We start from the raw sequence: 12,050 nt of genomic DNA, 5'->3' as shown, positions 1-12,050 counted from the left end.
TGATCCAGTCTGGGCCAGGTGACACCACCACACCTCACCGATCTACCGATCCGGGCGCTGACCGTGGACGATCTCCACCGTTGCGCCGACCTGTCCGAAGATCGCGGATGGCTCCGCGAGGAACACAAGTGGCGTCTGCTCCTCGCCGCCGGAAACGGCTACGGCGTCGACGCCCCGGACGGCCGGGGACTCGCGGCCGCCTGCGTCGTCACCCGTTACGGCGACACCCATGCCGGACCGGAGCTCGCCGCGATCGGGATGGTTCTCGTGGCCGATCGCTTCGCCCGCATGGGCCTGGGCCGCGGTCTGATGACCCACGTCTGCGACGACGTACTCAAGGGCGTCCCCCTCACCCTGCACGCCACTCCCTCCGGGCGCCCCCTCTACGAAGAACTGGGCTTCGAGACCATCGGCCGCACCGAGATGCTGACGGGCGCCTTCCGGCACGAGGGCGCCCCCGGCACGTACGGCACCTCCCGGGTGCGGCCGGCGACCGCCGAGGACCTCCCCCGCATCCTGCGTCTGGACGCCGAGGTCTTCGGCACCGACCGCACGCACATGATCACCCGGCTGCCCGCCTTCGCCGACCGGCTGGTCGTCGCCGAGGACCGCTCCGGAGACGGCGCACTCACCGGTTACGCGGCAGCCTGGCCCAACATGAACACCCACGTCATCGGCCCGCTGATCGCCCACGACACCGCAACCGCCCAGTCACTGGTCACCGCACTCGCGATCGGCACCGACCGGGCGCTGCGCACCGATGTCGACGTACGGCACGAGGAACTCCTCGCCTGGCTCAAGGACCGGGGCCTGGCCTCCGTGGCCTTCAACGCCGTCATGACCCGGGACATCCCCGGCCTGCCCGGAGACTGGACCCGCCGGTGGGCGCCGCTCACCGTGGCCGCGGGCTGAGAGGAGAACGCATCATGACCGACACCCCCGAGCTGACGATCCGTCCGGCCACCGAGGCCGATGTGCCCGCCATCGTCGCCATGCTGGCCGACGACCCGCTCGGCGCCACCCGCGAGTCCCCGGACGACCTCACCCCGTACCTCGCAGCCCTGAAACGCATCACCGGCGACCCGAACCAACACCTGGTCGTCGCCGTCCGCGCCGACCGTGTCGTGGGCACCCTCCAACTGACGATCGTCCCGGGGCTCTCCCGCAAGGGGGCCACCCGTTCCATCATCGAGGGCGTCCGCGTACACGCCGACGAGCGCGGCGGCGGCCTGGGCACCCGGTTCGTCGAATGGGCCGTCGAGAAGTCCCGTGCCGAGAACTGCACGCTGGTGCAGCTGACTTCGGACGTGACCCGGACCGATGCCCACCGCTTCTACGAACGGCTCGGGTTCACCGCCTCGCACGTCGGGTTCAAGCTCCAGCTCTGACCGGACGTCCCGGCAAGCCGGGTCGCCGTGTCGGCGGCCCGGCCTACGATCGGGAGGATGAGCCTCCCTCTCGTCACCACCGCCGAGCGACGCCGCCGGCTCGGCCGGCGCCACCGTCTGGCTCCGTCGACCCGCGCCGCGACCGTCGCGGAGGCGGCGGACTCCGTCGTCGCCCTGCACGCCACCGACGCCGCGACCGTCTTCCTCTCGGCCCGGGCCCGGCTCGCCGAAGGCGGCCCGGACGCGATCGAGCGGGCGCTCTACGAGGACGTGAGCCTCGTGCGCCTGCTCAGCATGCGCAACACGCTCTTCGCGGTCTCCGCCGAACTCGCCCCGTACGTCGACGCCTCCACGGCCCGCGCGATCGCTGCGAAGGAACGCCGCACCCTCCTCAAGCACCTCGACGAGGACGGACAGGGACTCGACGCCGCGTGGCTCGCCAGCGCGGAGGCCGCCGCGCTCGACGCCCTCGACGCCCACGGCCCCTCCACCGGCAGCCAGCTGTCCGCAGCCGTACCCGCGCTGCGCCAGAAGATCACCATCAGCCGCGGCAAGAAGTACGAGGCCGAGCAGGGGGTCGCCACCCGGGTCATCCGCCTGCTCGCTGCCGACGGCCGTATCCGCCGTGCCCGACCGCGCGGCTCCTGGACCTCCAGCCAGTACCGCTGGGTCCACACCGAACCCTGGCCCGCCGTACCCGCCGCCGAGGCCCGCACCGAGATCGCCCGCAGATGGCTGCGCGCGTACGGTCCCGCCACCGAGGCCGACCTCAAGTGGTGGACCGGATGGACCCTCACGGACGTCCGCAAGGCCCTCGCCGCCGTGGGCCCCGACCAGGTCCGCTTGGAAGACGGCAGCACCGCCATGGTCAGCCCCGGGGACGCCGGGACCGAACCGGCGCCGGAGCCCTGGGCGGCGCTGCTGCCCGCCCTCGACCCCACCGCCATGGGCTGGGCCGACCGGGGTTTCCACCTCGACCCCGCCCATAGGAGCGCCCTGTTCGACTACGCCGGCAACATCGGCCCCACCGTGTGGTGGAACGGCGAGATCGTCGGTGGCTGGGCGCAGCGCTCCGACGGCGAGATCGTCTGGCGGCTGCTGGGCGACCCCGGCCGAGGCGCCAAGCAAGCGATCAACGCCGAGGCCGCGCGGCTCGCCGCATGGGTGGGAGAGGCCCGGATCACCCCGCGCTTCCGTACTCCGCTGGAGCGTGAACTCGTCGCCTGATCAGGACCGGGGCCGGGCCCGCGCGGTCAGCCGATGCCCCGCCAGCCCTGCGGGTCCACCCCGCCGGGCACCGGGGCGTCGGCGTCGTACGGCTCCCGGGTGAACACGAAGGACGCCAGGTCGAGATGGCTCACCGAGCCGTCCGCACGGCGCACCGCCCGCAACGTCTCACCGGCGTAGTAGCCGAAGAGCCCGGTCCAGCTGCCGTCCGGCTCCGCCCGGAAACGGGCCGTGCGCCCGCTCCCACCCACCGGCCCCAGCTCCAGGAGTCCGTCCGCGGTCAGGCGCACCACCTGGGCCGAAGTCCCCCAGTACCAGGGGCCGCACAGTTCGAGCGGCACGTGGTCCGACTCCAGGAACGGCCGCCACGGCCGCGGGAAGCACGGTTCGGCGTCCGCCACGATCCCCACGAGATCCGCGGCCACCGTCGAGGCCGGAAGGCCAGAGGTGCAGTTCGCCAGCACCACCGCCGCCACGTCGTCCGCCTCGCTCAGCCACAGCCCCGCGACGAAGCCCGGCAGCGATCCGCTGTGCCCCGCGAGCCTGCGTGCACCGACGGCCATCAGCTGCATGCCCAGCCCGTAGCCCAGCTCGGCGAGACCGGGCTCCGGGGGCGCGGCCGCCGTGCGCATCTCCCGTACGGACTCGGCGCGCAGGACCCGCTCGTCACCGCGCAGCAGGAAATCGGCGAAGCGCGCCAGGTCCCGAGTCGTGGACCACAGCCGGCCGGCCGCGGCCATCAGTCCCAGGTCCTCCAGCGGTTCGGGCATCATCACGTCCGCCCAGGGATGCACCGCCCAGCCGCCGGCGTGCGGAGCCTGCGGCTGTCCGCTCGTGCGCTCCAGCCCCAGCGGCTCCAGCACCTCGATCCGCAGCGCCTCTTCCCAAGACCTTCCGCGCACCGCCTCCACCAGCGAACCCAGCAGGGTGTAGCCGGGGTTGGAGTAGTGGTGCCTGGTTCCCGGTGCCAGTTTGAAGGGCTCCTCCCCCAGCACGTCGCCGAGCTCGGGCCGCTGCTCGCCGGGGGTGCGCTCCCACCACTCGCCGGGCGTCTCCGCCGCCAACCCGCCGGTGTGGGAGAGCAATTGCGCGATGGTCACCTGCCCGGCTCCGGTCCCCGGCAGGTGCTTCTCCAGCGGATCGGCGAGGGAGATCAGACCCTCGTCCCGCAGCCGCATCACGAGAACCGCCGTGAACGTCTTGGTGATCGAACCGATCCGGTACTGCACGTCGCCGTCCGGACCGTGTCCCTCCACCGAAGTCCGGGAGCCCTCCCAGACCACCTCCCCGCCCCGCAGGACGGCCGCCACCACGGACGGCGCCCGCCCTTCGCTCTGCGCGACGGCGATCCGGTGCCTCAGCGCGCGCCGGGTGGCAGGGAGAAGTTCCAGGTCCTCAGCAAGCTCATCCATGATCGGATGCTACGTGTTGGCCATGTCCACGAAGCGCGAGTAGTGGCCCTGGAAGGCCACCGTGATCGTGGCCGTGGGGCCGTTACGGTGCTTCGCCACGATCAGGTCCGCCTCGCCGGCGCGGGGGGACTCCTTCTCGTACGCGTCCTCGCGGTGCAGCAGGATCACCATGTCCGCGTCCTGCTCGATGGAACCCGACTCACGCAGGTCGGAGACCATCGGCTTCTTGTCGGTGCGCTGTTCCGGACCACGGTTCAGCTGGGAGAGCGCGATCACGGGGACCTCCAGCTCCTTCGCCAGCAGCTTGAGGTTTCGGGACATGTCCGAGACCTCCTGCTGACGGCTCTCGGGACGGCGCGAGCCGCCCGACTGCATCAGCTGGAGGTAGTCGATGACCACGAGCGAGAGGTCGTTGCGCTGCTTGAGCCGGCGGCACTTGGCCCGGATCTCCATCATCGACAGGTTGGGGGAGTCGTCGATGTAGAGCGGGGCCGCGGAGACGTCGGGCATCCGGCGGGCGAGCCGGGTCCAGTCGTCGTCCGTCATCGTGCCCGAGCGCATGTGGTGGAGCGCGACCCGGGCCTCCGCCGAGAGCAGGCGCATGGCGATCTCGTTGCGCCCCATCTCGAGGGAGAAGATCACGCTGGGCAGGTTGCTCTTGATGGAGCAGGCCCGGGCGAAGTCCAGGGCGAGCGTGGACTTACCCATGGCGGGTCGGGCGGCAATGACGATCATCTGGCCCGGGTGCAGGCCGTTGGTCAGCGAGTCCAGGTCCGTGAAGCCGGTGGGAACGCCCGACATCTGGCCGCTGCGGGAGCCGATCGCCTCGATCTCGTCGAGGGCGCCCTCCATGATGTCGCCGAGCGGCAGGTAGTCCTCGGAGGTCCGCTGCTCGGTGACGGCGTAGATCTCGGCCTGGGCGCTGTTGACGATCTCGTCGACGTCGCCGTCGGCCGCGTAGCCCATCTGCGTGATCTTCGTACCGGCGGCGACCAGGCGACGCAGGACGGCCCGCTCGTGGACGATCTCCGCGTAGTACTCGGCATTCGCCGCGGTCGGCACGGACTGGACCAGGGTGTGCAGGTACGAGGCCCCGCCCACCTTGCTGATCTCGCCGCGCCGGGTCAGCTCGGCGCCGACGGTGATCGGGTCGGCCGGCTCGCCCTTGGCGTACAGGTCGAGGATGGCCTGGTAGATCGTCTCGTGCGAGGGCCGGTAGAAGTCGTGGCCCTTGAGGACCTCGACGACATCGGCGATGGCGTCCTTGGAGAGCAGCATGCCGCCGAGCACGGACTGCTCGGCGTCGAGGTCCTGGGGAGGGACGCGCTCGAAGCCGCCACCACCGTCGGAGTCCCAGGAGCCGCCCTCGCGGCCCCGGTCGTGCTGTTCGTCCCCGCGGCCACGGCCTCCGCTGTTACGGCGCGAACGGGCGGGCAGACGGTCTCCCGGACCGCTGTCGGCCCAGGGGTCGTCCATGGGCTCGGGCATGCTCACCGGGCCGCCTCCTCCCGTCCGCAACGCGGACCTCGCCGTGCCACTCTTTCTACGACACGGCTCTGACATTTGGGGCACCCGAATCCGCAGTCGGCGAGTCGGGCAACGAACCACGGTAGGCCCGAGAGCGGCGTCAGCCAATCTTGTTATCCACAGGCTGTGTGGATGACATGTGGATGACGGCGCCAATGCTGTGGGTAACTCGCCGGAAGCTGTGTACGGACCGGGGGACGACGCTGTGGACAAAATCACCCGCACCACCTAGTTACCCCATCTGACCTGGACTTTCTCCTCTCAGAGCCGGCGGTGGAGAAAATTCTTGGACACTGTCTCAAGATCGCCTCCAACGAGGTGTGAGGAACGCCCAAGTCAACGCGTCAGTAAGGATCCAAAGGCAGTTGCATCCATTACCTGTGGAAGATTAGATTGAGCGCATGACACAGGCTGTCGCAGCACCCAAGGCAGGGCCGGGACGGCACGACCGAGAGATCTTCGCACTCGCTCTCCCTGCCTTCGGCGCACTCGTCGCCGAGCCCCTCTTCGTGATGGCCGACAGCGCCATCGTGGGCCACCTCGGCACCCCCCAGCTGGCCGGTCTCGGCATCGCCGCCGCGGTGCTCACCACTGCCGTGAGCGTCTTCGTCTTCCTGGCCTACGCCACCACCGCGGCCGTCTCCCGCCGCGTCGGCGCAGGAGACCTCCAGGCAGCCATCCGGCAGGGGATCGACGGCATCTGGCTCGCCCTCCTGCTGGGCGCGGCCGTCGTCGCCGTCGTGCTTCCCGCGACCCCCTCACTGGTCTCGCTCTTCGGGGCATCCGACGCGGTCGCCCCCTACGCGATCACCTATCTGCGGATCTCCGCCCTCGGCATCCCGGCCATGCTGATGGTCCTGGCCGCCACCGGGGTCATCCGCGGCCTCCAGGACACCCGTACGCCGCTCTACGTCGCCATCGGCGGCTTCGCCCTCAACGCGGGCCTGAACGTCGCCCTGGTCTACGGTGCGGGGCTCGGCATCGCCGGCTCCGCCTGGGGCACGGTCATCGCCCAGTTCGCCATGGCCGTCGCCTACCTCGTCGTGGTCGTCCGCGGCGCCCGGCGCCACGGTGCCTCGCTGCGCCCCGACTTCGCAGGCATCCGGGCCTGTGCCCAGGCGGGCGCTCCGCTGCTGGTCCGCACCTTGTCGCTGCGCGCGATCCTGATGATCGCCACCGCCGTGGCCGCCCGGCTCGGCGACGCCGACATAGCCGCCCACCAGATCCTGCTCTCCCTGTGGAGCCTGCTCGCCTTCGCCCTGGACGCCATTGCGATCGCCGGGCAGGCGATCATCGGGCGCTACCTGGGCGCGGGCGACACCGACGGCGCCAAGGCCGTCTGCCGCCGCATGGTGCATTGGGGGATCACCTCGGGCGTCGTACTCGGCCTGCTGGTCGTTCTGGCCCGCCCGGTGTTCATCCCGCTGTTCACCAGTGATCCGGCCGTCGAGGCGGCTCTCCTGCCGGCCCTCCTGGTCGTGGCCCTCTCCCAGCCCGTCTCCGGCATCGTCTTCGTGCTCGACGGGGTCCTGATGGGCGCCGGAGACGGCCGCTACCTGGCCCGGGCCATGCTCCTGACGTTGGCGGCCTTCGCCCCGGCCGCACTGCTCGTGCCGATCCTCGGAGGCGGCGTCACGGCGCTCTGGTGGGCCATGACGCTGATGATGGTGGTCCGAATGATCACTCTCCGGCTGCGTGCCGGCTCGGGGCGGTGGCTGATCTCGGGAGCCACCCGCTAGCAGGCAGCCGGACCCCCGCGGTGTTTCACGTGAAACATCGTGAGCCGGAGCCGGCATGTTTCACGTGAAACACCGCCGAGCAACGACGAAGGGCCGCACCCCAGGGGGGTGCGGCCCTTCGAGCGCAGCCCTTAGGCGGCGACGACCTCGATGCCCACGTTCGCGGCCACGTCAGCGTGCAGACGCACGGAGACCTGGTACGAACCGAGGGTCTTGATCGGGGAGCCGAGCTCCACGCGGCGCTTGTCGACCTTCGGGCCACCCGAGGACTCGATCGCCGTGGCGATGTCGGCCGGGGTCACGGAACCGAAGAGGCGACCGGCGTCACCCGCGCGGGTGGCCAGACGGACCTTCACGCCCTCGAGCTTGGCCTTGACCTCGTTGGCCTGCTCGATGGTCGCGATCTCGTGGATCTTGCGGGCGCGGCGGATCTGCGCCACGTCCTTCTCGCCACCCTTGGTCCAGCGGATCGCGAAACCACGCGGGACCAGGTAGTTGCGAGCGTAACCGTCCTTGACGTCGACGACATCGCCGGCGGCACCGAGGCCAGAAACCTCGTGGGTCAGGATGATCTTCATTAGTCGGTCACCCTTTCCTTATCGCGCGGTGGACGTGTAGGGCAGCAGCGCCATCTCACGGCTGTTCTTGACGGCCGTGGCGACGTCACGCTGGTGCTGCGTGCAGTTGCCGGTAACGCGGCGGGCACGGATCTTGCCGCGGTCGGAAATGAACTTCCGCAGCATGTTCGTGTCCTTGTAGTCCACGTACGCGGTCTTGTCCTTGCAGAATGCGCAGACCTTCTTCTTAGGCTTGCGCACAGGCGGCTTCGCCATTGTGTCTCTCCTGTGTGATCAAGAAGTGGGGATGCGAGCTGCCCTAGAAGGGCGGCTCGTCCGAGTAGCCACCGCCGGAGCCGCCGGAGCTTCCGCCCCAACCGCCCCCGCCGCCGCCCTGCTGCTGGCCGCCGGCCGGCGCGCTGGACGCCCACGGGTCGTCGGAGGGAGCTCCGCCGCCCTGCTGCTGGCCACCGGGGGCTCCGCCCCAGTTGCCACCGCCGCCGCCCTGCTGCTGACCGCCGCCGCCGTACCCACCCTGGCCACCGCGACCCGTGGTCTTGGCGACCTTGGCCGTGGCGTTCTTCAGGCTGGGGCCGACTTCCTCGACGTCCAGCTCGTAGACCGTGCGCTTAACACCCTCACGGTCCTCGTACGACCGCTGCCTCAGCCGGCCCTGCACGATGACGCGCATGCCTCGCTGGAGGGACTCGGCGACGTTCTCCGCCGCCTGCCGCCACACCGAGCAGGTCAGGAACAGGCTCTCGCCGTCCTTCCACTCATTGGTCTGGCGGTCGAAGGTGCGGGGGGTGGACGCGACACGGAACTTCGCGACCGCCGCACCCGAGGGGGTGAAGCGCAGCTCGGGGTCGTCGACGAGATTGCCGACGACCGTGATGACGGTCTCGCCTGCCATGGATGAACCTCTCGGCGGGGATTGCTGCTGGGCTGCTGTGCTACTCGATCCCGATTACCGCTGAACCGAAGTTCAGTGGGTCTCGGGGCGAAGGACCTTGGTCCGGAGAACCGACTCGTTCAGGTTCATCTGTCGGTCAAGCTCCTTGACGACCGCAGGCTCGGCCTGAAGGTCGATGACCGAGTAGATGCCCTCGGGCTTCTTCTTGATCTCGTAAGCGAGACGACGACGGCCCCAGGTGTCGACCTTCTCGACCTTTCCGTTGCCCTCACGGACGACGGAGAGGAAGTTCTCGATCAGCGGGGAGACAGCGCGCTCCTCGAGATCGGGGTCGAGGATGACCATCACTTCGTAGTGACGCATGTGGAACCCACCTCCTTTGGACTCAGCGGCCACGGTCGTTCCGTGGCAGGAGGGTCGTGATGCGTGAGCACGGCATCCGCAGAGCAGACACCGCGCAGCTGTACAGACTACCTGCTCGCGTCCTTCCGGTTGAAATCCGGCGAGAGAGGGCCACAATCTGTATCCATCGGGTGTGCTCGGTGCTATGCCCTCGGCCCCTTGCCGGAGGCAGCCCGCAGCACCGCCAGCTTCAGCCAGGAGGTGCCCTTCCGATGGCACAGGCAATGCGGCCCCCTCAGATCTCGCTGCTCTCCACCGACGGCAAGCCCCATCCGCTGCAGGACACCCTGATGGCGGTCACTCTGGCCCTTGGCGCCGTGGCGTTCGTCACGGCCTTCTTCCACAACCTTCACCTGATCAGCTCGTGGGCCGGGCTGATCGGAATCCTCACCGGCGCGTACGGACAGTTCGTCTCCGTCACGACACGCGAGCGCTTCGCGCTGATCATCGGCCTTGGCGCGTCTGCCATCGGCTTCTACCTCGGCATGTTCCACGGCGGCCTCTTCGGGGGCTGACCGGGCCGACCGGGACACCTCCGCGGCAGGGCGCCGGCCACGCACCGGCCCGGGCCCACGGCCCGTCCCCCAGAAGGGTGGCGCCCCCGTCGCAGTAGGCTTCGCGCCATAGCAGCGAAGCCGCCGGAGGAGACGCCCCGCATGAGCCTGTCCCTGAGGACCATCAGCCGAGAGCAGCATCTGGGTTACCTCCAGAGCCTGCCCTCGGCTAGCCACTGCCAGGTCCCGGCGTGGGCCGACGTGAAGAACGAGTGGCGTTCCGAGAACCTCGGATGGTTCAACGAGTCCGACGAACTCGTCGGAGCAGCCCTTGTGCTGTACCGGCAGCTGCCCAAGGTGAAGCGGTACCTCGCGTACCTGCCCGAGGGTCCTGTCATCAACTGGTACGCCCCGAACCTGGAGGAATGGCTCCAGCCGATGCTGGCCCACCTCAAGCAGCAGGGCGCCTTCACCGTGAAGATGGGCCCGCCCGTCGTCATCCGCCGCTGGAACTCGACCGCCATCAAGGCCGGTATCCAGGACCCGAACGTGAAGCGCCTGCGCGACGTGGAGGCCTCGGTCATCGAGCCCCGCGCCTTCGAGGTGTCGGACAAGCTGCGCCGCATGGGATGGCAGCAGGCCGAGGACGGCGGCGCCGGCTTCGGTGACGTCCAGCCGCGCTACGTCTTCCAGGTACCGCTGGCCAACCGCTCGCTGGACGACGTCCTCAAGGGCTTCAACCAGCTGTGGCGCCGCAACATCAAGAAGGCCGAGAAGGCCGGTGTCGAGGTCGTCCAGGGCGGCTACGACGACCTGCCGACCTGGCAGCACCTGTACGAGATCACGGCGGAGCGCGACAAGTTCCGCCCGCGTCCGCTCAGCTACTTCCAGCGCCAGTGGACGGCCCTCAACTCCGAGGACCCCAACCGGATGCGCCTCTACATCGCCACGCACGAGGGAGAGCCGCTGGCCGCCGCCACGATGCTCACCGTCGGCCAGCACGTCTGGTACTCGTACGGCGCCTCCGCCAACCACAAGCGCGAGGTCCGCCCCTCGAACGCGATGCAGTGGCGCATGCTGCGCGACTCGTACGCGCTCGGCGCAAGCGTGTATGACCTGCGCGGCATCTCTGACACGCTGGACGAGAACGATCACCTGTTCGGTCTGATCCAGTTCAAGGTCGGTACGGGCGGCGAGGCCGTGGAGTACGTCGGCGAGTGGGACTTCCCGCTCAACAAGATGCTGCACAAGGCCCTCGACATCTACATGTCGCGCCGCTGACCGGCTCCACCCCGCCCCACACGTACACACAGCACCGCTGCACCACGCAGCTTCTCAGGAGAGGTTCCGGACGGGCATGGCGCTCACGCTCTACGTCGACACCGCGCGCTGGCGTGCGCACCAGAAGCAGATCCAGGACCAGTTCCCCGGGCTGATCCCGGTCTGCAAGGGCAACGGCTACGGCTTCGGCCACGAGCGGCTCTGCGAGGAGGCGACCCGCATGGGCGCCGACATCCTGGCCGTGGGAACGACGTACGAGGCCTCCAGCATCAAGGACTGGTTCGGCGGCGACCTGCTCGTCCTCACCCCGTTCCGGCGGGGCGAGGACCCGGTGCCGCTGCCCGACCGGGTCATCCGTTCGGTCGCGTCGCTGGACGGGGTGCGCGGTCTGGTGGGGGCCAGGGTGGTCATCGAGTGCATGAGCTCGATGCGCCGCCACGGCATCTCCGAGCAGGACCTCGGCCAGCTGCACGCCGCCATCGAGGACGTCCGGCTGGAGGGCTTCGCCCTGCACCTGCCCCTGGACCGCCCGGACGGCTCGGACGCCGTCGAGGAGGTCATCGGCTGGATGGACCGGCTGCGCGCGGCCCGGCTGCCGCTGCACACCATGTTCGTCAGCCACCTGCGGGCCGCGGAGCTCGCGCGGTTGCAGCAGCAGTTCCCGCAGACCCGCTTCCGGGCCCGGATCGGCACCCGGCTGTGGCTGGGCGACCACGAGGCCACCGAGTACCGCGGCGCGGTCCTCGACGTCACGCGCGTGGCCAAGGGCGACCGGTTCGGCTACCGGCAGCAGAAGGCGGCGTCCGACGGCTGGCTGGTCGTGGTCGCCGGCGGTACCTCGCACGGGGTGGGCCTGGAAGCCCCGAAGGCGCTCCACGGCGTGATGCCGCGCGCCAAGGGCGTCGCCCGGGCGGGTCTGGCCACGGTCAACCGGAACCTTTCGCCCTTCGTGTGGGCGGGCAAGCAGCGCTGGTTCGCCGAGCCGCCGCACATGCAGGTGTCGATCCTGTTCGTGCCCTCGGACGCGACCGAGCCGAAGGTCGGCGACGAGCTGGTGGCGCACCTGCGCCACACCACCACGCAGTTCGACCGGGTGCTCGACGCCTGAGT

At 69.9% G+C, this 12,050-nt stretch carries 13 protein-coding genes; 7 read left to right on the top strand and 6 right to left on the bottom strand.

Translation table 11 applies throughout. The features are described from left to right. Window positions 1-18 precede the first annotated feature (18 nt). The 3 genes from OG386_RS22780 to OG386_RS22770 are packed head-to-tail and all read left to right on the top strand — an operon-like array spanning window position 19 to window position 2,615. The gene (locus tag OG386_RS22780) at window positions 19-912 is read left to right on the top strand and encodes a GNAT family N-acetyltransferase (protein ID WP_328789668.1); all 894 of its coding nucleotides are present in this window, start codon (window positions 19-21) and stop codon (window positions 910-912) included. 14 nt (window positions 913-926) lie between these two features. Next, window positions 927-1,388: a GNAT family N-acetyltransferase gene (locus OG386_RS22775; protein ID WP_328789667.1), complete on the top strand. Its 462-nt coding sequence runs from the start codon at window positions 927-929 to the stop codon at window positions 1,386-1,388. A 57-nt stretch (window positions 1,389-1,445) separates the two neighbouring features. Then, on the top strand, window positions 1,446-2,615 hold the full coding sequence (locus OG386_RS22770) for a winged helix DNA-binding domain-containing protein (protein ID WP_328789666.1): 1,170 nt from the start codon (window positions 1,446-1,448) through the stop codon (window positions 2,613-2,615). A 26-nt stretch (window positions 2,616-2,641) separates the two neighbouring features. On the opposite strand, the gene OG386_RS22765 is transcribed toward OG386_RS22770, so the two are convergent. Both OG386_RS22765 and dnaB read right to left on the bottom strand, forming a co-directional pair. Beyond that, on the bottom strand, window positions 2,642-4,027 hold the full coding sequence (locus OG386_RS22765) for a serine hydrolase domain-containing protein (protein ID WP_328789665.1): 1,386 nt from the start codon (window positions 4,025-4,027) through the stop codon (window positions 2,642-2,644). Window positions 4,028-4,036: 9 nt separating this feature from the next. Beyond that, entirely contained in the window at window positions 4,037-5,503 is a 1,467-nt protein-coding gene (gene dnaB, locus OG386_RS22760) for a replicative DNA helicase (RefSeq protein WP_328793319.1), read from the bottom strand. Window positions 5,504-5,955: 452 nt separating this feature from the next. Here dnaB and OG386_RS22755 point away from each other — a divergent pair, with 452 nt between their 5' ends. Continuing rightward, window positions 5,956-7,293, top strand: a complete 1,338-nt coding sequence (locus OG386_RS22755; RefSeq protein ID WP_328789664.1) for an MATE family efflux transporter — start codon at window positions 5,956-5,958, stop codon at window positions 7,291-7,293. A 131-nt stretch (window positions 7,294-7,424) separates the two neighbouring features. On the opposite strand, the gene rplI is transcribed toward OG386_RS22755, so the two are convergent. The 4 genes from rplI to rpsF all read right to left on the bottom strand — a co-directional run bounded on the left by rplI (window position 7,425) and on the right by rpsF (window position 9,126). Beyond that, window positions 7,425-7,871, bottom strand: a complete 447-nt coding sequence (gene rplI, locus OG386_RS22750; protein WP_030008386.1) for a 50S ribosomal protein L9 — start codon at window positions 7,869-7,871, stop codon at window positions 7,425-7,427. Window positions 7,872-7,889: 18 nt separating this feature from the next. Next, entirely contained in the window at window positions 7,890-8,126 is a 237-nt protein-coding gene (gene rpsR / locus OG386_RS22745; protein ID WP_005315025.1) for a 30S ribosomal protein S18, read from the bottom strand. A 43-nt stretch (window positions 8,127-8,169) separates the two neighbouring features. Further along, window positions 8,170-8,763, bottom strand: a complete 594-nt coding sequence (locus OG386_RS22740) for a single-stranded DNA-binding protein (RefSeq protein ID WP_150258234.1) — start codon at window positions 8,761-8,763, stop codon at window positions 8,170-8,172. Window positions 8,764-8,835: 72 nt separating this feature from the next. Beyond that, on the bottom strand, window positions 8,836-9,126 hold the full coding sequence (gene rpsF / locus OG386_RS22735; RefSeq protein WP_004950685.1) for a 30S ribosomal protein S6: 291 nt from the start codon (window positions 9,124-9,126) through the stop codon (window positions 8,836-8,838). Window positions 9,127-9,377: 251 nt separating this feature from the next. Between rpsF and OG386_RS22730 the strand changes: the two genes are divergently transcribed. From OG386_RS22730 to OG386_RS22720, 3 genes are all read left to right on the top strand, one after another. Then, the gene (locus tag OG386_RS22730) at window positions 9,378-9,680 is read left to right on the top strand and encodes a hypothetical protein (protein WP_327384359.1); all 303 of its coding nucleotides are present in this window, start codon (window positions 9,378-9,380) and stop codon (window positions 9,678-9,680) included. Between the two features lie 141 nt (window positions 9,681-9,821). After that, window positions 9,822-10,940, top strand: coding sequence for a lipid II:glycine glycyltransferase FemX (locus OG386_RS22725; protein ID WP_189737947.1), 1,119 nt, complete (start codon window positions 9,822-9,824; stop codon window positions 10,938-10,940). A 76-nt stretch (window positions 10,941-11,016) separates the two neighbouring features. After that, window positions 11,017-12,048 (top strand): alanine racemase, encoded by a 1,032-nt coding sequence (locus OG386_RS22720; protein ID WP_030008390.1) that lies wholly within the window; start codon window positions 11,017-11,019, stop codon window positions 12,046-12,048. Window positions 12,049-12,050: the final 2 nt, after the last annotated feature.

This window comes from Streptomyces sp. NBC_00273, assembly GCF_036178145.1.
GTDB lineage: Bacteria > Actinomycetota > Actinomycetes > Streptomycetales > Streptomycetaceae > Streptomyces.
This window is presented reverse-complemented; position numbering and strand designations above follow the sequence as displayed.

Excerpts from the sequence above, each read along its gene's own strand:
- OG386_RS22775 (WP_328789667.1), top strand. The coding sequence starts at position 927 with ATGACCGACACCCCCGAGCTGACGATCCGTCCGGCCACCGAGGCCGAT.
- OG386_RS22770 (WP_328789666.1), top strand. The coding sequence starts at position 1,446 with ATGAGCCTCCCTCTCGTCACCACCGCCGAGCGACGCCGCCGGCTCGGC.
- OG386_RS22765 (WP_328789665.1), bottom strand. The coding sequence starts at position 4,027 with ATGGATGAGCTTGCTGAGGACCTGGAACTTCTCCCTGCCACCCGGCGC.
- dnaB (WP_328793319.1), bottom strand. The coding sequence starts at position 5,503 with ATGGACGACCCCTGGGCCGACAGCGGTCCGGGAGACCGTCTGCCCGCC.
- OG386_RS22755 (WP_328789664.1), top strand. The coding sequence starts at position 5,956 with ATGACACAGGCTGTCGCAGCACCCAAGGCAGGGCCGGGACGGCACGAC.
- rplI (WP_030008386.1), bottom strand. The coding sequence starts at position 7,871 with ATGAAGATCATCCTGACCCACGAGGTTTCTGGCCTCGGTGCCGCCGGC.
- rpsR (WP_005315025.1), bottom strand. The coding sequence starts at position 8,126 with ATGGCGAAGCCGCCTGTGCGCAAGCCTAAGAAGAAGGTCTGCGCATTC.
- OG386_RS22740 (WP_150258234.1), bottom strand. The coding sequence starts at position 8,763 with ATGGCAGGCGAGACCGTCATCACGGTCGTCGGCAATCTCGTCGACGAC.
- rpsF (WP_004950685.1), bottom strand. The coding sequence starts at position 9,126 with ATGCGTCACTACGAAGTGATGGTCATCCTCGACCCCGATCTCGAGGAG.
- OG386_RS22730 (WP_327384359.1), top strand. The coding sequence starts at position 9,378 with ATGGCACAGGCAATGCGGCCCCCTCAGATCTCGCTGCTCTCCACCGAC.
- OG386_RS22725 (WP_189737947.1), top strand. The coding sequence starts at position 9,822 with ATGAGCCTGTCCCTGAGGACCATCAGCCGAGAGCAGCATCTGGGTTAC.
- OG386_RS22720 (WP_030008390.1), top strand. The coding sequence starts at position 11,017 with ATGGCGCTCACGCTCTACGTCGACACCGCGCGCTGGCGTGCGCACCAG.